Origin of the sequence: Novosphingobium taihuense (assembly GCF_007830315.1) — a bacterium.
GTDB classification, from domain to species: Bacteria; Pseudomonadota; Alphaproteobacteria; order Sphingomonadales; family Sphingomonadaceae; genus Novosphingobium; species Novosphingobium taihuense.
Window position 1 is genome coordinate 100470 of the sequence record NZ_VLKJ01000010.1, and the last position, 18975, is coordinate 119444.

Annotated in this window: 18 protein-coding genes and 1 riboswitch; of the genes, 3 read left to right on the forward strand and 15 right to left on the reverse strand. The window is 63.9% G+C overall.

Features of this window, described 5'->3' with window-relative positions; all coding sequences use genetic code 11:
• Positions 1-94: 94 nt before the first annotated feature.
• The 6 genes from IQ25_RS17085 to IQ25_RS17110 all read right to left on the reverse strand — a co-directional run bounded on the left by IQ25_RS17085 (position 95) and on the right by IQ25_RS17110 (position 5841).
• Entirely contained in the window at positions 95-1513 is a 1419-nt protein-coding gene (locus IQ25_RS17085) for an ammonium transporter (RefSeq protein ID WP_144907478.1), read from the reverse strand.
• A gap of 35 nt (positions 1514-1548) precedes the next feature.
• Positions 1549-1887: a P-II family nitrogen regulator gene (locus tag IQ25_RS17090; RefSeq protein ID WP_011444354.1), complete on the reverse strand. Its 339-nt coding sequence runs from the start codon at positions 1885-1887 to the stop codon at positions 1549-1551.
• Positions 1888-2113: 226 nt separating this feature from the next.
• Positions 2114-2827, reverse strand: coding sequence for an endonuclease/exonuclease/phosphatase family protein (locus IQ25_RS17095; RefSeq protein ID WP_144907479.1), 714 nt, complete (start codon positions 2825-2827; stop codon positions 2114-2116).
• A gap of 7 nt (positions 2828-2834) precedes the next feature.
• Positions 2835-3389 carry a pyridoxamine 5'-phosphate oxidase family protein gene (locus IQ25_RS17100; protein WP_144907480.1) on the reverse strand — a complete coding sequence of 185 codons (555 nt, stop codon included), beginning with the start codon at positions 3387-3389 and terminating at the stop codon, positions 2835-2837.
• Positions 3389-4261 (reverse strand): alpha/beta fold hydrolase, encoded by an 873-nt coding sequence (locus IQ25_RS17105; protein WP_144907481.1) that lies wholly within the window; start codon positions 4259-4261, stop codon positions 3389-3391. Before IQ25_RS17105 ends, IQ25_RS17100 begins: the two co-directional genes overlap by 1 nt.
• A 59-nt stretch (positions 4262-4320) precedes the next feature.
• Positions 4321-5841, reverse strand: coding sequence for a peptide chain release factor 3 (locus tag IQ25_RS17110; protein WP_144907482.1), 1521 nt, complete (start codon positions 5839-5841; stop codon positions 4321-4323).
• A 78-nt stretch (positions 5842-5919) separates the two neighbouring features.
• Between IQ25_RS17110 and IQ25_RS17115 the strand changes: the two genes are divergently transcribed.
• Positions 5920-7464: a tryptophan halogenase family protein gene (locus tag IQ25_RS17115; protein WP_144907483.1), complete on the forward strand. Its 1545-nt coding sequence runs from the start codon at positions 5920-5922 to the stop codon at positions 7462-7464.
• Here IQ25_RS17115 and IQ25_RS17120 read toward each other — a convergent pair.
• From IQ25_RS17120 to IQ25_RS17150, 7 genes are all read right to left on the reverse strand, one after another.
• A complete protein-coding gene (locus tag IQ25_RS17120) occupies positions 7461-8345 on the reverse strand; it encodes an aldose 1-epimerase family protein (RefSeq protein WP_144907484.1) in 885 nt (294 codons plus the stop codon). The genes IQ25_RS17115 and IQ25_RS17120 overlap by 4 nt on opposite strands.
• Positions 8342-10732, reverse strand: coding sequence for a phenylalanine--tRNA ligase subunit beta (pheT, locus tag IQ25_RS17125; protein ID WP_144907485.1), 2391 nt, complete (start codon positions 10730-10732; stop codon positions 8342-8344). The genes IQ25_RS17120 and pheT overlap by 4 nt, the downstream gene beginning before the upstream one ends.
• Positions 10729-11829 (reverse strand): phenylalanine--tRNA ligase subunit alpha, encoded by a 1101-nt coding sequence (pheS, locus tag IQ25_RS17130; RefSeq protein ID WP_144907486.1) that lies wholly within the window; start codon positions 11827-11829, stop codon positions 10729-10731. The genes pheT and pheS overlap by 4 nt, the downstream gene beginning before the upstream one ends.
• A gap of 71 nt (positions 11830-11900) precedes the next feature.
• Positions 11901-12749 (reverse strand): AraC family transcriptional regulator, encoded by an 849-nt coding sequence (locus IQ25_RS17135; RefSeq protein WP_144907487.1) that lies wholly within the window; start codon positions 12747-12749, stop codon positions 11901-11903.
• Between the two features lie 186 nt (positions 12750-12935).
• Positions 12936-13298, reverse strand: a complete 363-nt coding sequence (rplT, locus tag IQ25_RS17140) for a 50S ribosomal protein L20 (RefSeq protein ID WP_039333676.1) — start codon at positions 13296-13298, stop codon at positions 12936-12938.
• 13 nt (positions 13299-13311) lie between these two features.
• A complete protein-coding gene (gene rpmI / locus IQ25_RS17145; RefSeq protein WP_039333769.1) occupies positions 13312-13515 on the reverse strand; it encodes a 50S ribosomal protein L35 in 204 nt (67 codons plus the stop codon).
• Positions 13516-13637: 122 nt separating this feature from the next.
• Positions 13638-14546, reverse strand: a complete 909-nt coding sequence (locus tag IQ25_RS17150) for a homoserine O-succinyltransferase (RefSeq protein ID WP_144907488.1) — start codon at positions 14544-14546, stop codon at positions 13638-13640.
• A 49-nt stretch (positions 14547-14595) separates the two neighbouring features.
• Positions 14596-14712, reverse strand: a riboswitch (SAM-I-IV-variant riboswitch).
• A 128-nt stretch (positions 14713-14840) separates the two neighbouring features.
• Between IQ25_RS17150 and IQ25_RS17155 the strand changes: the two genes are divergently transcribed.
• Both IQ25_RS17155 and bfr read left to right on the forward strand, forming a co-directional pair.
• The gene (locus IQ25_RS17155; protein ID WP_144907489.1) at positions 14841-15017 is read left to right on the forward strand and encodes a (2Fe-2S)-binding protein; all 177 of its coding nucleotides are present in this window, start codon (positions 14841-14843) and stop codon (positions 15015-15017) included.
• Positions 15018-15128: 111 nt separating this feature from the next.
• Complete coding sequence (bfr, locus tag IQ25_RS17160) at positions 15129-15608, forward strand: bacterioferritin (protein WP_144907490.1); 480 nt, start codon at positions 15129-15131, stop codon at positions 15606-15608.
• A gap of 4 nt (positions 15609-15612) precedes the next feature.
• Here the strand turns inward: bfr and IQ25_RS17165 are convergent, their stop codons facing one another.
• Positions 15613-16173: a YqgE/AlgH family protein gene (locus IQ25_RS17165; RefSeq protein WP_144907491.1), complete on the reverse strand. Its 561-nt coding sequence runs from the start codon at positions 16171-16173 to the stop codon at positions 15613-15615.
• 47 nt (positions 16174-16220) lie between these two features.
• On the reverse strand, positions 16221-18965 hold the full coding sequence (locus IQ25_RS17170; protein ID WP_144907492.1) for a [protein-PII] uridylyltransferase: 2745 nt from the start codon (positions 18963-18965) through the stop codon (positions 16221-16223).
• Positions 18966-18975 lie beyond the last annotated feature (10 nt).

The window sequence follows — 18975 nt, forward strand, 5'->3', positions numbered from 1 at the left end:
GCCTTAGTCTGTTCGCAGGAGGAACAAGGTTTGGCGGAGTGGGGGTTGAGAGGGAGAGTATCTGGAGCCCCCACCCCGCCAATTCGGTAAAAACTCAGTAGTTGTAGGCCCGCTCGCCGTGTTCGGAGATGTCGAGGCCTTCGCGCTCGGCTTCTTCGGTCGGACGCAGACCGAGGGTCTTGTCGATGATGAAGAAGAGGATCGCGGAGCCAAGTCCCGAGAAGACGAGGGTGAACAGGACGGCCTTGATCTGGGTGAAGACCTGCTTGCCCATGTCGTAGCTGGCAGCATCGAAGCCGGCCGGGAACACGGTGTAGTCGAACACGCCCTGGCCGCCGAGCGAAGGAGCCGCGACGATACCGGTGGCGATGGCGCCGACGATGCCGCCCACGCCGTGCACGCCGAACACGTCAAGCGTATCGTCGTACTTCAGCTTGTTCTTGATGGTGCTGACGAAGAGGTAGCAGATCGGCGAGACGACGAGGCCGAGGACGATCGAGGTCATCGGAGCGCCAAGGCCCGAAGCCGGAGTGATCGCAACCAGACCAGCGACGGCACCCGTTGCGGCGCCCAGCATCGAGGGCTTGCCGTGGTGAAGCTGCTCGACGATCGCCCAGGAGACGGCGGCAGCAGCGGTGGCGACGAAGGTGTTGATGAAGGCAACTGCGGTCACGCCGTTGGCTTCGAGGTTGGAGCCTGCGTTGAAGCCGAACCAGCCCACCCACAGCAGCGAGGCGCCGATCATGGTCATGGTCAGCGAGTGCGGCGGGGTAGCTTCCTTGCCGAAGCCGACGCGCTTGCCGATCATGAGGCAGCCGACGAGGCCTGCGATACCGGCGTTGATGTGCACGACGGTGCCGCCAGCGAAGTCGAGCGCGCCCCAGCCCCAGAGCAGACCGGCATCGGTCGGAGCATCGACCAGGAAGTCCGGGCCAGCCCAGTACCAGACCATGTGCGCCATCGGGAAGTAGATGCAGGTCAGCCACAGGACGGTGAACACCATCAGCGCGCTGAACTTCACGCGTTCCGCAAAGGCACCGACGATCAGGGCCGGCGTGATGCAGGCGAAGGTCATCTGGAAAATGACGAACGCGTATTCGGGAATGTAGACGTTGTTCGAGAACGTCGCCGCATAGGTCGTGGCATCCACGCCCATCAGGAAGATCTTCGAGAAGCCGCCAACGAAGGCGTTACCGCTGGTGAAGGCCATCGAATAGCCCCAGCTCACCCAGACCAGGGCAGCGACCGAAACGATCATGAAAACCTGCATCAGCACCGAGAGCATGTTCTTGGTGCGGACGAGGCCGCCATAGAAAAGGGCGAGAGCCGGAACGCTCATCATCAGGACGAGTGCCGACGAAATCAGCATCCAGGTCGTGTCGCCCTTGTTGACCATACCGGCCATCTGTTCGACGGTTGGGGCCTTGATCGGCCCATCCTGTGCAAGAGCGGCAGTGGCAGCGAAGAGCGAAGCGCCCGTTCCCGCCAAGCCACAGATCATCTTACGGATCATGTTGGTTCCCCTAAGGTCGGAAATGGAAGGCCCGCTCAAAGCGCGGTATCCCCGGTTTCGCCGGTGCGAATGCGGGTTGCCGAAGCGAGGTCGAGGACGAAGACCTTCCCGTCGCCGATGGCCTCGGTGCTGGCAGCCTGCTGGATCGTCTCGACGATCTGCGGCGCGAGATCGTCGCTCGCAGCGATTTCGATCTTCACCTTCGGCAGCATGTTGGTCGAATATTCGGCGCCACGGTAGATTTCGGTCTGGCCCTTTTGCCGACCAAAGCCCTTCACCTCCGACACCGTCATCCCAGCCACGCCCAGCCCCGAGAGCGCTTCACGCACTTCGTCGAGCTTGAACGGCTTGATGATGGCGATGATGAATTTCATTCATGCCCCCTTCTGTTGCCCACTCGCCGGGCGACCTGCCGGCAAAGGAGATTAAGCAAAGGGCGTGCCAAATCCGGAAATTTACGGATTCAGCGATTTACGGGAACGAAAATGGCCGCCTGACGGTTTAACGCGCTCGAATCTTGTGCAGCCATCAACCCTTGCCTATTTTTTAGGCAGGAATCCGTGCCTCGATTCAAGGCACACAGTGCCGTGCTGCAAGATCTCAGGGCAGGCGCAGGCTCGCCCAGACAGGCAGGTGGTCCGATCCCACAGCAGCCAGTGGACTGTGATGCACACCTGCTGCGTCAACCATCAGACCCTCGCTCACCACGATCCGGTCAAGCTGCGCCACCGGGCGCCGCGAGGGGAAACTGCGCCCCGGCGCCAACACGCGCAGCGGCGGCGCAAATGCCGAAAGCGCCCCGCCCGATGGCGACCATTCGTTGAGATCGCCCATGAACACGGCGTGGCCCGGATCGTCATGCCCGTCCACATGCCCGCAGACCGCTTCCACCTGCTGGCGACGGCGCAGGCCCGAAAGATCGAGATGCATCCCCACGACGCGTACCAGCACACCATTAACACGCAACGTCGCGCAGACCGCGCCGCGCGGCTCGATCGTCGGCAGCGGCACTGCACAGGCCCCCAGCACCTCGATGTCGCGCCGGACCAGCAGCGCATTGCCGTGCCAGCCCATGCTGGCCCCGGTCCGCGCCCGGTCGTAGTGCCCCGGCTCCACCACCCGCCACGGACTGTGATCGTCGAGCGTCGAACGCGGGATCACCGCCTCGCGCAGGCCGAAGCGGCGGTCGGCTTCCTGCAAGGCGATCACGTCCGCATCGATCTCGCGCAGGATCGTGAGGATGCGATCGGGATCGCGCCGCCGGTCAAGCCCGACGCCCTTGTGGATGTTGTAACTGGCGACCTTGAGTTTCAAGTCAGGCTCAAGCCCCGATGTAGCGGTCGGTCGGGGTGACCGGCAGGCCGTCGATGCTCTGCGTCCGGCTAGCCATCTTGGCCTCCCATGCCGCTGGATCGGACTGCGCATGATACTTGACCAGCGTCTGTCGCTCCTGCTCCACCGTCATGATCGGCACGCCCCAACCGCAGCTCGTCTGCACGCTGTCGACCGCGATGTCGAAGATCTGGCGGGTTCCGGGCAGCACGGTGAAATGCGCAGCCAGTTCCTCCCAAGCAGGATCGGCGGGCAGGACCGGCTTGCCATGGCCATAGAGCCGCAGGATCAGCGCGGGCTGCTGGAAGTTCGTCATCATGACCGTTATGCGCCCGTCGGCCACGAGGTGCGCGTGGGTCTCGTTCCCCGATCCGGCAAGGTCCAGATAGGCCACCCGGTTGGGTCCGAGCACGCGAAAGCAGTCATAGCCCTTGGGCGAGAGGTTGATGCGCCCCTCAGCAGCCGCCGTCGCCACGAAGAACACCGACTGCCGCCCGATCATGTCGATATGTTCGGGCAGGATGCAGTCGGTGAACTGTGCCATCAGAGGAAATCCTTGAGCGTCGCGATGAACTTGTCGAACTGGTCGTGATGCAGCCAGTGCCCGGCGTTCTCGAACTCGATCACTTCTGCATTGCGGAAGTGATCGGCCATACCGTTCCTGGTCGGATTGCCTGCCCACGAATCCGCACCATTCAGCAGTAGCGTCGGACAGGTGATCGCTTTCCAAAGCTCGTTGCGCTGCTCGGTCGAGATGTCATAGGGCCAGCCGTCAACATTGAGGTGGGGATCGAACTTCCAGCTGAACGTCCCATCCTCGTTCCGATTGATGCCATGCAAGGTCAAGTGCCGCGCCTGCGCATCGGTCAGGTAGGGGTTCTCGCCCTTCATGCGCGCGTAGGCGTCTTCAAGCGAAGCGTAACGACGCGGCAGGCGACCGGCCGCCTTGCGCTTTTCGCCGATGAACTCGCGGACGCGACGGGCAAACGGCACATCCTTGATCAGTGCCTCGTTCTCGGGCGTCGGGAACAGGCCTTCGATCGCCACGATCCGGCGCACGTTCTCTGGAAACAGACCGGCATAGCGCAGGCTGGTATTGGCACCCCACGAATGCGAGACGATCGTCACCGGCGCCAGGTCGAGCTGGTGGATCAGCTGAGCGACGTCATAGACGAGGTCCATCGTGCGGTAGTTGCCGTCCTGCGTCCACTGGCTATCGCCATGGCCGCGATGGTCCAGCGCGATGATGTGCCAGTCCTCGCGCAGCGCCTCGGCGGTCCAGTCCCACGAACGGCAATGGTCGCGCCCGCCATGCACGAGCAGAAGCGGCGGCTTGTCCGCGTTACCCCAGTCCACATAGTGGAGGCGCAGGCGCTGCGAGATGAAGGTGTTCGATGTGGGGCCGAGTAGCTGCATGGGCCGAGTAACTGCGCCGGATGGGCTGCGGTTTCAACCCCCGGCGAACCCTGCCGGTGCTACCTTTCCTTCGTTGCCGAGAAGGTCAGCTCCGGATTGCGCTCCTGCTGGTAGCCCACGTCCCACGAAGACCGCGCCATGAAAACCGGGTCGCCGTCGCGATCCTTGGCAAGATTCGAAACGTTGAAATCGGCAAAAGATTTCAGCGCCGCATCGCTCCCCTTGAGCCACCGCGCCGTATCGAACGGCGAAGGTTCGAGCACCGCCTCGACCTTGTATTCTGCCTCAAGCCGCGAAACCAGCACGTCGAGCTGCAACTGGCCAACGACGCCGACGATCCACTGCGAACCGATCTCCGGATAGAACACCTGGATCACGCCTTCTTCCGAAAGGTCGTCCAGCGCCTTGCGCAGCTGCTTGGTCTTGGTCGGGTCCTTCAGCACCACGCGGCGCAGGATTTCGGGCGCGAAGTTGGGCAGGCCGGTAAAGCGCAGGTCGTTCTTTTCCGAAAGCGTATCGCCCACGCGCAGCGTCCCGTGGTTCGGGATGCCGATGATGTCGCCCGCCTCTGCGGTGTCGGCAATCTCGCGGTCCTGCGCGAAGAACAGGATTGGCGAATGCACTGCAATCGGCTTGCCAAGGCCCGATGGCGTCAGCTTCATGCCGCGCTTGAACGTGCCCGAGACCATGCGCATGAAAGCGATGCGGTCACGGTGCTGCGGATCCATGTTGGCCTGCACCTTGAAGATGAAGCCGGTCACGTCGGGCCGCTCCGGGTCCACCGTGCCTTCGCTCGACTTCTGCGGGCGCGGTGGCGGGGCATAGCGGGCAATCGCGTCGATCAGCTCGGCCACGCCGAAGTTCTTCAGCGCCGATCCGAAATAGACCGGCGTCAGGTCGCCATGGCGATATGCCTCGATGTCGAACTCGGGATAGCCCGCGCGGGCCAGTTCGATTTCCTCGGCGATGTCTTCGGGAATGTCCGTTGCCGGTTCGCGCTTGCCGAGGAACTCGCGGCTGTCGCCCTCGGGCCGCGCGATGGTCTCGTCGGCGAAGTTCATCACGCCCTGGAAGATGCCGCCCATGCCGATGGGCCAGGACATCGGCACCACATCGAGCGCCAAGGCATCGGCCACTTCATCGAGCGTCTCGAACACCGAACGCCCTTCGCGGTCCACCTTGTTCACGAAGGTGATGATCGGGACCGAGCGCATGCGGCAGACCTCGAACAGCTTGCGCGTCTGCGGCTCGATGCCCTTGGCCGCGTCGATCACCATGATCGCCGAATCGACCGCGGTCAGCGTGCGGTAGGTGTCTTCGGAGAAGTCCTCGTGGCCCGGCGTGTCGAGCAGGTTGAAGACAACGCCGTCCTTCTGGAACGTCATCACCGACGACGTCACCGAAATCCCGCGCTGCTGCTCGATCTTCATCCAGTCCGACCGCGCGCGACGGGCAGCGCCGCGCGCCTTGACCTCGCCCGCAAGATGGATCGCCCCGCCCTGTAGCAGCAGCTTCTCGGTCAGCGTGGTCTTGCCCGCGTCAGGGTGCGAAATGATGGCGAATGTACGGCGATTGGACATGGGCTGCGCGGTTAGCGCCCACACGCACTTTCGTCCACCTGCTTGACACGATGGGGGCGGTTCCGCTTCGCTATCGCCATGGGTCAACCAATTCGCAACATCACTATCGTTGGCGGCGGCACTACCGGCTGGCTGGCGGCGCTTTTCCTGGTCACCCGGCTGCAGGGGGCTGTCCGGCGGGGTGAGCTCGATATTCATCTGATTGAATCCGAACGCATCCCGATCATCGGCGTCGGCGAATCGCTTTCACCTTCGATGGCCACCACGCTCGAACAGCTCGGCATCCCCGAAGACGACTTCATCCGCGATACGGACGCCACCTTCAAGGTCGCGGGCTATTTCGTCGGCTGGGACGCGGCCGACGACGGTCGACCGCTCAGCTGGGTCAATCCTTTCGTGGGTTTCATGACTGCAGGCTGGGAATTCGAGCGCTACGAGCTGACCGGGGGCGCATATGGCGATGGTCCGGACTACGCACGCGTCGTATCGCCCTGCCGCGAAGCTATCGAACTGCGCAAATCACCAAAGATGCGCGGTCAGAAGCCGTTCGAGCACGTCCTGCGCTATGCCTATCACACCAACGCCGCGGCCTTCGCACCCTTCCTGCGCAAACATGCTGAAGCGCGCGGAGTCCGACGTACTGGAGCCGACGTCATCGGCGCAACGCGCGACGAGCGGGGCCATATCAGCACCATTACCCTTGAGGGTGCGCGCGAGGTTCCAGTCGAGCTTGTCATCGACGCCAGCGGTTTCAGCAGTGTCCTGCACCATAAGGTAATGGGCGTGCCATTGGTGGACTACAGCCACATTCTGCTCAATGACCGAGCGGTCGTAACCCAGCTCGCCCACGCCAATCCCGATGAGCCGCTAGAGCCTGCCACCCGGGCCACTGCGCTACCGCACGGCTGGGCCTTCCGCGTTCCGCTCTACCATCGCACCGGCAACGGCTTCATCTATTCCAGCAAGCACTGCTCCGACGAAGCGGCGGCAAACGAGTTTGCCGGCTACCTTGGAAGCGGGGCCAGGGTTGATGACATGAGGGTGATCCCCATGCGGGTCGGTCGCACCCAGCACAGCTGGGAAGGCAACTGCATCGCGCTCGGCCTTGCTGCAGGCTTCGTCGAACCGCTTGAAGCATCGGCAATTTTTACCGTCGAGACATCGGTGAAGTGGCTCCTCCACTATTTCCCCGACAGCGACTGGGAACCTGCCTTGCGAGACCGGTACAACAGCCGCGTCACCGACCTTTACGACGAGGTGGCAGACTATATCGCGCTGCACTACCGCCTATCGCGCCGCGAAGACACGTCCTACTGGCGCGCGCAGCGGCACGAGATGAAGGTGTCTGACAGGCTTGAACAGAACCTGTCCATCTGGCGCCATACCCTGCCGGTGCGCGCGGATTTCGCCAGCACCAACTACTTCGACGAGAACACCTATATCGCCGCGCTGTTTGGCAAGGGCTTCTATCGCGGTCGTGAACTGCAACCGATGCGCGAAGTAGATGCCCGCAACTGGGCGGGGCTCAAGCAGAATATCACGTCTGCTCATGCCCGCGCGCTGGGCATGCTGCCGGATCACCGCGCCGTGCTGACGGAAATCCGCACTCGCGCCAGCGGCTAGGCGGGACGGACGGTAACGTCCATGCGGAAGGTGCGGGTAGCGCCGGGATCAAGCAGGACCACGCCGGGCTTTTCGCGGAAATCGCCGGTGAAGCCTTCAGGGTCGGCGTAACCCTGCCACGGCTCGATGCAGATGTAGCGCGCGCCGGGGACCTGCCAGACGCCCATCGACGTTGTGTCGGGGAAATGGAGGTCGAGGCAGGTGCCGCCATCGACACCATAAGTGAGCGATTTGCTCTCGAACACGTCCCAGATCAGCGCGTCATTCCGGAACAGCTCTTCGTTCAGCAATAACTCGCGTGAGTTGGCCGGACTCGGGCGAGAGTTAGGGGAGAGTTCGCCAGAGTTGGGGGTGAGTTGCCGTAGAGTTGGACTTTCGGCCTTTTCGAAGACAAGCTTATGATCTTGCTTGGGAAAACCGCCCGGAAGCGGCCAGGCGAAGGCCGGATGAAAGCCGAAGCTGAAGGGCAGCGGTTCATTGTTGGGATTTTGGATGCTGACTTCGGTGTGCAGCGTCATCGCCGCGATCCGGTAGGCAACCTCCAGCACGAAGCCGAACGGATAAACCGCTCGCGTCGCCGGGGAGTCTGTCAGACGGAAGCGTGCCTCGGCCGCCTCGACATGGACCGGCGCAAAGGCGCTTCGGCGCGCAAAGCCATGTTTCGGCATGGAAAACTCGCGCCCGTCCAGCCGTAGCGTATCGCCCGAAAGCGCGCCGACGATCGGGAACAGGAACGGCGCGTGACCCGACCAGAAGGCCGGGTCCGCATCCGTCATGTACTCAGCTCCCGTCGCATCGGTCAGCGACCAAAGCTCTGCGCCCAAAGGATTGATCCGGGCGGTCAGCCCCTCGCTGCCGATGGTGACGAGATCGTCGGTCATCCGCGCAGAACACCGCCAAGCTTGGCAGCAGCAGCCACCACCTTGTCAGAAATCGCCTTGAGCGTTGCCTCGTCGAACGACTTCTCGAGCGGCTGAAGCGTGACTTCGATGGCGAGGCTCTTCTGGCCTTCGGGCACGCCCTGCCCCCGGAAGTCGTCAAAAACCCGAGCCGAAACAATCGCCTGCTTGTCCGCACCCCTGACGGCACGGAGCAGATCGCCCGCCGGAACCGCAGCACCGACAAGGAACGCGAAGTCGCGGGTGACGGCCTGCAGCGCGGGCGGCGCGAAGTGCGCGCGGGCGAACTGGCCCGGCCCCTTGCGCGGCGGGATGCGGTCAAGGAACAGCTCGACCACGGCCACCGGACCATCGAGGTCGAAGGCCTTGGCAGTCGCCGGATGCAACATGCCGAAGCGTGCCAGCACCTGCTTGGGCCCGAGGCGGAGCGTGGCGGACTGGCCGGGGTGGAACTGGGCGCCAGCCTCACCCATGACCAACAGGTTATCGACCGGCGCGCCAGCTTCGGCGAGCAAAGCCAGCGCCTCGGCCTTGGCGTCAAAGGCGTCGAAGGGCTTGGCCTTTCCGGTCGCCCAGCCGCGCGAGACGGATTCGCCTGCAAGAACAACCGCAAGGCTCAGCTTCTCGTCGCTCGCGCCGCCCTCGCCACGCAGGTAGCGGCGACCGATCTCGAACACGCGCACCGATGTAGCCCCACGGTGGAGATTGCGCTGCGCCGCAGAGAGCAGGCCCGGCAGCAGCGATGGCCGCATGACCTTGAGATCTTCGGAAATCGGGTTGGCAAGGCTCCACAGCGCTTCGCCATCGGCAAAGTGCGCGGCCTCCTTCTCGGGCAGGAACGACCACGTCACCGCTTCGTGCAAACCCCGCGAAGCCGCGGCACGGCGCACACGGCGCTCAAGCGACTGCACCGCAGTTGCTGTCGGCTTGGCCACGCCATCTGCGCGCGGCAGCGGAGTAGAGGGCACGGCGTCGAGGCCATGAACGCGGATCACTTCCTCGACGATGTCGGGCGCGCCGTCCACGTCAGGGCGCCAGGTCGGCACGGTCACGGTCCAGTCGTCGGCCACGTCGAAGCCGAGCGCGGTCAGAATGCGCTTCTGTTCACCGTTGCCGACGTCGATGCCGCCGAGGCTTCCGGCCAGCGCCGGATCATAGGCGACAGTCTTGCGCGCCAGCGGCGGTTGCCCTGCGCGGATCACTTCGCTCGCCTCGCCCCCGCAGATCTCGAGGATCAGCTTGGTCAGCAGGTCCAGCCCGGTATCGAGGAACGCCGGATCGACGCCGCGCTCGAACCGCCCGCGCGCATCCGAGGTCAGCGAGAGCGCCTGGCCCGTGCGGGCAATCGAAGCGGGATCGAAGTAAGCAACTTCAAGCAGGACGTCGGTCGTCTCGTCCGAACAGCCCGAATGCTCGCCGCCCATGATCCCGGCGATGTCGTGCACGCCGGCATCATCGGCAATCACCGTCATCCACGGCTGCAGCGCATATTCCTTGCCGTTGAGCGCCAGACAGGTCTCGCCCTCACGCGCCTTGCGGGCAACCACGGCACCTGAAAGCTTGGCCATGTCATAGGCGTGGGCCGGGCGGCCATAGCCCAGCATCACGTAGTTGGTGATGTCTACCAGCGCCGAGATCGGGCGCTGGCCCGCGCTCTTGAGGTAGTCCTGCAGCCACTTGGGACTGGGGCCATTCTTCACAGCCCGGATGACGCGGCCGTAGAAGGCGGGACAACCTTCCGGATCGTCGGTGCGCACTTCGACCGGGCAGGGGAAGCTGCCAGCGACCGGCGCGGCGTCGATCGGCTTGAGCACGCCAAGGCCCGCTGCCGCCAGATCGCGGGCGATGCCGTGAACGCCCATGCAGTCTGGCCGGTTGGGCGTGATCGCCACGTCGAACACCGGATCGGAGCCGAGGTAATCGGCGAAAGTCGTGCCCAGCGGCGCATCATCGGGCAGTTCGATGATGCCGTCATGCTCTTCGCCAAGGCCAAGCTCGCGCGTCGAGCACATCATGCCGTTGGATTCGACGCCACGGATCGCCGATTTGCGCAGTTCCATGCCATTGGCCGGAACCACGGCGCCGGGAAGGCCGAGCACGCCGACCAGCCCCGCACGCGCATTGGGCGCGCCACAGACGACCTGAAGCGGCGAACCGTCCCCCAGATCGACCGAAAGCACCTGCAGCTTGTCTGCCTGTGGGTGCTTTTCCGCCGTCAACACGCGGGCGACGCGGAAGCTCTTGAGCGCGGCCGAGGCATCTTCGACGCCTTCGATCTCCAGGCCCAGCGAGGTCAGCTTTTCGGCGATGGTGCGGGCGTCGGCCTTGGTATCGAGGACCGACTTCAACCACGAGAGCGAGAACTTCACGAACGTACTCCAACACCGCCGGAAAGGGTCGGCACGTCCAGCGCGCCGAAGCCGTAGTGGCCAAGCCACCGCACATCGCCATCAAAGAAGGCGCGCAGGTCATCCATGCCGTACTTCAGCATGGCGAGGCGATCGACGCCGGTGCCGAAGGCAAAGCCCTGCCATTCATCGGGATCGAGACCGCCGAATTCGATGACCTTGCGGTTGACCATGCCGGAGCCCAGCACTTCCATCCAGCCGCCGTTCTCGGCATCGCCGCTGCCGCCGACGACGCGCTTGCCGTTGATAAGGGTGTAGCCGACGTCGACTTCCACCGATGGCTCGGTGAAGGGGAAGTAGCTGGGGCGCAGGCGCAGGACGATGTCGTCACGCTCGAAGAAGGCCTTGAGGAAGGTCTCCAGCGTCCACTTGAGGTGGCCGAGGTGGATGCCCTTGTCGATCACCAGACCTTCGATCTGGTGGAACATCGGCGTGTGCGTCGCGTCCGAGTCAGAGCGATAGACGCGGCCCGGCGCGATGATCCGCAAGGGCGCGCCCTGCGAAATCATCGAGCGGATCTGCACCGGCGAGGTATGCGTGCGCAGCAGCATGTCTCGGCCTTCTGCATCCTTGTCGGGGAAGTAGAAGGTATCGTGCATCGCGCGCGCCGGATGGGTTTCGGGCATGTTGAGCGCGGTGAAGTTGTGCCAGTCGTCCTCGATCTCGGGACCGCTGGCCACGGCAAAGCCCATGTCAGCGAAAATCTCGGCCAGCTCGTCCATCACTTGGCTGACCGGGTGAACCGAGCCCTTGGGCAGTTGTGGCGCAGGCAGTGAAAGGTCGACCGTCTCGGCGGCAAGGCGCGCTTCGAGCGCTGCGCTTTCCAGCGCGCCCTTGCGCTCTGTCAGCGCGAGAGTGACCGATTCACGCGCGGCGTGGATCTTGGGGCCTTCGCTCTGGCGCTGTTCCGGGGTCATCCCGCCCAGCGACTTGAGCAGGGCGCTGACCCAGCCCTGCTTGCCGAGCGCGGAGACGCGGATCGCCTCCACGGCATCCGGCGTGCTGGCTTCCGCAATGGCCGAGAGCGTTTCGGCCTGCTGTTGATCGAGGTTTTCCATGGGCGAAGCCGCTAGCCGCAAATGCGCCAGAAGCAAAGTGGGGACATCGCGCGCCGCGCGCTATCCTTGGGTCAGGGTGCTGGCGTGAAGGTCGGCATAGGCGCGTGCAGTGCCTGTACCGCGGCGCCGACAAACTCCTGCCTCGCCCGCATCACTTCCTGCAGGATCGGCTTGGGGCAATGGGCATACTCGCTGGGGCTCATCCCCATGAAGCGGTGGAAGTCGCGGACGAACTGCGCCTGGTCGTGATAATGGCTGTCGATCGCGCCGATCCACCTGAGCGTCGGATCCAGCATGTATTGGACGAGGCTGCGCATGAAGCGTTGGCGGCGCAGCAGCAGGCGCGGCGGAAAGCCAAAGTGCTTTCGGCACTGCCTTTCGAGCGTGTGGGAAGGGAGGTGCGCAGCCTCGGCCATCTCGCACACGGTGCCCACGTCAGGATTGATCAGCGCGGCGTGGCAAGCAGCGATGCGGGGATCATCGGGCTGCGGGTCGTGCGCCAGCGCCCGCTCGAAAAAGCGGGTGATGTGAGCAAGTTCGGTCTGCTCGTCACGGACAGGGCCGAACACGTCGCGTGCCAGCGCCCGGAATGGCGCGAGAAACGGCTCGCGGGCGACATCGTAGATGCGGTCGGCATGGAGGTTTGCCGGTTGCCGCACGAAGCGTGCCCAGCCCAGTGGCAGGAGCCCGATGCCCCAGATGCGCGTGGTGCCGGTGGTGAATTCAAGCGCGATGCTGGTCGGGCCGGTGGCATTGGCCTGCACGCCCTTGAACGGTGGCTGGCCGGGCAGTTGCGAATCGGGAAAGTCACCCTGATAGACGCGGATGTTGGCCCATTCGGGATGGAGGTGGTCGGTCACGCGGCCGCCGCCTGCCACTTCGATTTCGGTCAGGTAAAAGGTCGTGAAATAGCGCTGCAACGGCTCTGGCGGCCGATGGAATCGAACCCGGACTGTGCAGTCCCCGGTCAAGCTGTGTGCGCCCCTGTTTTACTTTAGTTATGCGTTGTTCACCCGCACCCTGCCTCGCACTTGCGCGAATCGCAACGAAAAAGGGCGGCTCCCGAAGGAACCGCCCTTTTTGTCATGTTTGCCTTCTCGCGCCGGTCAGGCGGCGGGAAGCGCAGCCTTCGCCTGAGCGATGACGGCGGTGAAGATCGCACCTTCGTTCATCGCCAGATCGGCCATGGTCTTGCGGTCGAGTTCGATACCGGCAAGCTTGGTGCCGTGGATGAACTGCGAGTAGGTCAGGCCTTCGGCGCGGACAGCAGCGTTGATGCGCTGGATCCACAGGGCGCGGAAGGACCGCTTCTTAACCTTGCGGTCGCGATAGGCGTACTGGCCAGCCTTTTCGACGGCCTGACGGGCGACGCGGATGGTGTTCTTGCGACGGCCGCGATAGCCCTTCGCCTGATCCAGAATCCGCTTGTGCTTGGCTTTGGTGGTTACACCACGCTTGATACGGCTCATAGTTCAGCGCTCCTCAGTTCAGCCCGTAGGGCGCCCACTTCTTGATCACCTTTGCATCTGCATCGGAGATCACGTCAGTGCCGCGGTTCTGGCGGATGTACTTGGCGTTGTGGCTGATCAGGCGGTGGCGCTTGCCGGCAACGCCGTGCTTCACCTTGCCGGTGGCGGTGAGCTTGAAGCGCTTCTTCACGCCGCTCTTCGTCTTCATCTTGGGCATTTTCGTCTCCTGAGTTCGACGCGTCCGATCTGCCTTGGCAGCCCTTGTGGCCAGGCCGATCATCGAATCCGTGTCGGTTGAAGGTGGGGCCGTTAGCGGCAAGCGCCGCGAAAGGCAAGCAGTTAGCCCTTGCCGATGTCGGCCAGATCATAAGGCGTGCTCTGATACGTCTCGTTGATCCAGTTTCCGTAGAGCAGGTGGCCGTGGCCGCGCCAGGTGTTGGCGGGCATGGCCTGCGGATCATCGCCGGGGAAGTAGTGACGGGGAAGGTAGTTGCCCTCATCCCGGGCGTATTCGCCAGCGAGGGTCAATGTGTCGTATTCGAGGTGGTTGAACATGTGCAGCGTGCGCGTGGCGGGATCGTCGATCAGGCACAGCCCGGTCTCGGCGCTGTCGGCCAGCACGGTCAGGCCGCGGCCCTCTGGCAGGTCCTCGCGCCGCACTTCGCTCCAGCGGGAAACGGGCACGTCGAACACATCGGGAAGCCCGCGCATCCATGGGCTGGCCGGTGCGTGGTTGACGTGGCGGAACACGCCCGAGGCCTTGGTGGGCAAGCCGTGCTTCTCGACGCCATGGAAGTGGTGCAGTGCTGCCATCGCACCCCAGCAGATCGAAAGCGTGCGGTGAGCATTGGTCTGCGACCAATCGAAGATGCGGCGCAACTCGTCCCAGTAGCCGACCTCGTCGAACGGGATCGTCTCGACCGGCGCACCGGTGACGATCAGGCCGTCATACTTCTCGGCGCGAACTTCCTCCCACGGGCGGTAGAACGAGGAGATGTGGCCCGCAGAGGTGTTCTTGCTGACGTGGTCCGAAATGCGCACCAGTTCGAGTTCGACCTGCAGCGGCGTTGCGCCGAGCAGGCGGGCGATCTGGGTTTCGGTGGTGATCTTGTCGGGCATCAGGTTGAGCAGGGCGATCCGCATGGGGCGGATGTCCTGGCGCGCGGCCTCGGTCTCGCTCATCACGATGACGCCCTCGGCTTCGAGCGTCCTGCGGGCGGGGAGATTGTCGGCAATCCTGATCGGCACGGTCTTCGCGTCTTTCTTCAACCTGAGAGGGAAGACGCTGCAGCGGTGTCCGTGTCCGTTTGATTGCCGGATCGGCCACATCCCATCTCCATTGCTGGATCAGGTACCACCTTGCCCGGATCGGCAGGTTGGCGTTGGAGCGTCACCCCAACTCTCGATGTAGGACGACAGATAGTGCGAGGAGGAAAGCTTTGCAACGGCGCGAAGGTGCATGAGGCCACTTGCTATTGCGATCCACTCTCATTATTAATGCGAGTCATTGGCAGGAAGCTTCTGCCAAGGAGACGGGACGCAATGTTCATCTGCATCTGCAATGCCATCCGCGAAAAGGACATCCGCGCCACGGCCCGCTGCCACGCCGGCAATGCCGAGGAAATCTATGGTCGCATGGGCTTCAAACCGCAGTGCCGCCAGTGCCTCGACGATGCCGAAGACGTTATCGCCGACGAACGCTCCTGCGCGCTGGCCTGAAGCTTCACCCATCATTGCAAAGTGTTGCGCCTCCGGTGCGAGTCGTTCGCGCTTTGTTGGCACTTCTGCCCGGCGTAACATGGCGCCATCAATCGTAATGGAGCCAGCGCCATGAAGGGCGACGCCAAGGTCATCGAATTTCTCAACAAGGCCCTGCTCAACGAGCTGACCGCGATCAACCAGTACTGGCTGCACTACCGCCTGCTCGCCAACTGGGGCGTCAAGAAGCTCGCCGAGTACGAGCGCCACGAATCGATCGACGAGATGAAGCACGCCGACATGCTGGCGGACCGCATCCTGTTCCTCGATGGCCTGCCCAACTTCCAGGCGCTCGGCCGGTTGCGCGTCGGCGAATCGGTGGAGGAAATCCTCAAGGCCGACCTCGCACTGGAAATGGACGCGCTGCCCCTGCTGAAGGACGCCATCGCCCATTGCGAGAGCGTGCGCGATTTCGTCAGCCGCGACCTTTTCGCAAAAATCCTCGAGAGCGAGGAAGAGCATGTCGACGTGATCGAAAAGCAGTTCGACATGATCGAGCGGATGGGGCTGGCCAACTACATCCAGCTCAACAGCGAGGCGGCGGAAGCCTGATTGCTCAAGCGCTGCCGGTTTGCGCGACGAGGTGCGAGGGGTCGATCCCCTCGCCCTTCCAGGTCTGGAGCCAGCGACGGCCGGTGGGCGTGTTGAACAGGATTTCGCTCCGCCCCTTCGCAGCGTACCAGCCATGGCGGCGCATCTCGCCCTCCAACTGGCCTGCACCCCAGCCCGCATAGCCGAGCGCGACGAGATAGCGGCTTGGCCCGCGCCCCTCGGCAATCGCGCGCAGCACATCCATCGATGCGGACAGCTCGCACAGCGGATTGACCGTGACGCTGCCCTCGCCGCTCCAGTCGTTCGAATGGAGCACGAAGCCGCGCGCGGTTTCCACAGGGCCGCCGTTCAGCACCGGAACGTCGGGTGCGACGCCGGGGTCAATGCCGATGTCCTCGAGCAGCCCGTGCAGGGTGATGCCATCGCGCACGTGACCGATGCCTATGCCGAGCGCACCTTGCTCGTCGTGCACGCACATCGCTACCACGGCATGGTCAAAACGCTCGTCACCCATGCCCGGCATGGCGAGGAGCAGGCGTCCGGAAAGATACTCGGCTTCACTCATCCGTCACGAGATAGGGATGCCAGTGGCCGGTTGCCAGTGTCGCCCCCTCACGCAGCGGCCTTGACCTTGCGGTCCTCGGCCGCCTCGAGCAGCTTCTTTTCGACGGCATTCATGCGGCTTTCGCTGTCGATCTTCTCGCCCAGAACGTCGGTGATGTAGAAGGTGTCGACCGCGCGCTCGCCATAAGTGGCGATATGCGCCGAATGGACCACCAGCCGAGCCTCGAACAAGGCCCGCGCAAGCTGGCTGAGCAACGCCGGACGATCGCGCGCGCCCACTTCGATCACGGTGTAGCGGTTGGACGCCTTGTTGTCGAAGATCACGATGGGGCGCACGTCGAAGGCATCGGCGCGCGGACGGGCAAGCGGGCGCGCAGCAAGCTGCGGCACCATCTTGACGCGGTTGGCCAGGGCATCGGCAATCGCGTTCTTGAGCCGCGCGATCTGGCTCGCCTCGTTGAGCGGGCGGCCGAGCGGGTCCTGCACGAGGAAATTGTCGACCGCCGTGCCGTTGCGCGCGGTGTGGATGCGGGCGTCGATGATGTTGCCCCCGGCAAGGTGGATGCCGCCAGCGATGCGGTAGAACAGGCCGGGATGGTCCGCTGCCAGCACGGTCACCAGCGTTGCCCCGCGCGCCGGGTACCAGTGCGCTTCCACCGAAAGCGGCTCGCCCAGCGCGGTGTCCATCTGCTGCAGGTTGAGCGCGATGATGTCCTCGGGCTCTGCAATCCAGTAGGCATCGCCAAGCTGCTTGCCGACAGTGCCGATCAGTGCGTCGCGCTCCTTTAGGATCATCGCGACGGCCTTCTTCTTGGCCGCGATGCGCTCGGCACGGCCATGGGTCTTGTGACCCAGCCGCAGCATTTCCTCGGCCGAGACGAACAGATCACCCAGCAACTGCCGCTTCCACGAATTCCACACGCCCGGCCCCACCGCGCGAATGTCGACCACTGTCAGGATCAGCAGCAGGCGCAGGCGCTCCTGGCTCTGCACCGTGTTCGCGAAGTCAGCGATGGTCTTGTAGTCGGCAAGGTCGCGCTTGAAGGCGGTGGCGCTCATCAGCAGGTGCCAGCGCACAAGCCAGGCCACGGCCTCGGTTTCGGCGGCGGACAGGCCGAGACGCGGGCATAGCTTCATCGCAACTTCTGCGCCCAGTACGGAATGATCACCCTGCCGACCCTTGGCGATGTCGTGCAGCAGGGTGGCAACGTAAAGCACGCGGCGCGAGGCAACCTTGCTGACCACTTCGCTGGCTAGAGGATGATCTTCCCTGACCTCACCCTTCTCGATCCGGGCGAGCAGGCCGATGGCGCGGATGGTGTGCTCGTCCACCGTGTAGTGGTGGTACATGTCGAACTGCATCTGCGCGATGACGCGGCCGAAGTCAGGCACGAACCGGCCAAACACGCCCGCCTCGTTCATCCAGCGCAGCACGGTCTCGGGATCGTTGCGGCTGGTCAGGGTCTCCATGAACAGCGCATTGGCGCGCGGGTCGCGACGCATTGCGGCATCGATCAGGCTGGAATCGCGCCGGGCGATGCGCATGGTTTCGGGATGGATTTCCACCCCCTCTGCAGCCGCGCAGGAGAACAGCTCGAGCAGGCGGACGGGCTCTTCCTGAAACGTGGTGTCGGCAGGCGCGGCAAGCTTGCCAGCCTCGATCACGAACGGGCCGACCTTCTTGCGCCTGCGGCTGCGCAGCGCTGCAAGGAACCCGCGCTTCTCCTTGGCGAACTGGCCATCAAGCTGGGCAAGGAACACGCCCGTGAGCGAGCCCACCTGCTTTGCCTGCAGGAAGAAGTACTGCATGAACCGCTCGACCGCGCTTTTGCCGGGACGATCGGCGAAGTTCATTCGCATCGCCACCTCGCGCTGCAGGTCGAAAGTCAGCCGGTCTTCCGCGCGCCTGGTGATTGTGTGCAGGTGGCAGCGTACCGCCCAGAAGAAGTTCTCGGCCCGGCGGAACGCGCGATATTCCTCGGCGGTCAGCAGGCCCACGTCGACCAGTTCGGAAGCATCGCGCACCTTGTGGATGTACTTGCCGATCCAGTAGAGCGTGTGCAGGTCGCGCAGGCCGCCCTTGCCTTCCTTCACATTGGGTTCGACCACGTAGCGACTGTCGCCCAGTCGCTTGTGGCGCTGGTTGCGCTCCTCCAGCTTCTCGGCAACGAACTGCTTTTCGGTGCCGTTTACGACTTCGGCCCAGAACCGGGCAGAGGCGCTGTCGAACAGGTCACGGTCGCCCCAGACATAGCGCCCTTCCAGCAGAGCGGTGCGGATGGTCAGGTCGCTCTTGGCCATGCGCACGACTTCGTCGAGCGAGCGGCTGGAATGGCCGACCTTCAGCCCCAAGTCCCACAGGTAATAGAGCAGCGCCTCGATCACCTGCTCGCACCACGAAGTCGGCTTGATCGGGGTGACGAAGGCGATGTCGACATCCGAATGCGGCGCCATCTCACCGCGACCATAGCCGCCCACGGCGATCAGCGAGATACGCTCACCCATGGAGCGGTTGCTGGCGCGATAGATGCGGCCGACAACGTGATCATAGATGATCCGTACCAGCTGATCGACGAGGAAAGCCTGCGCCTGCGCGCATTCGGTTCCGGCAGAAGGCTTGGCCTCGAGCCGGCGCGCAATCTCGGCACGGCCATCCTCGAGCGCACCGCGCAGTAGTTCGACCACCACGGCGCGCGATTTCTCGCCCTTCTCGGCAAAGGCCGCAGCAATCGCGTCGGCCAGATGGCGGCGGTCGATAATGGCACGCTGGTTGGCGATCCGGGGGAGCATCATGCTCCCACCA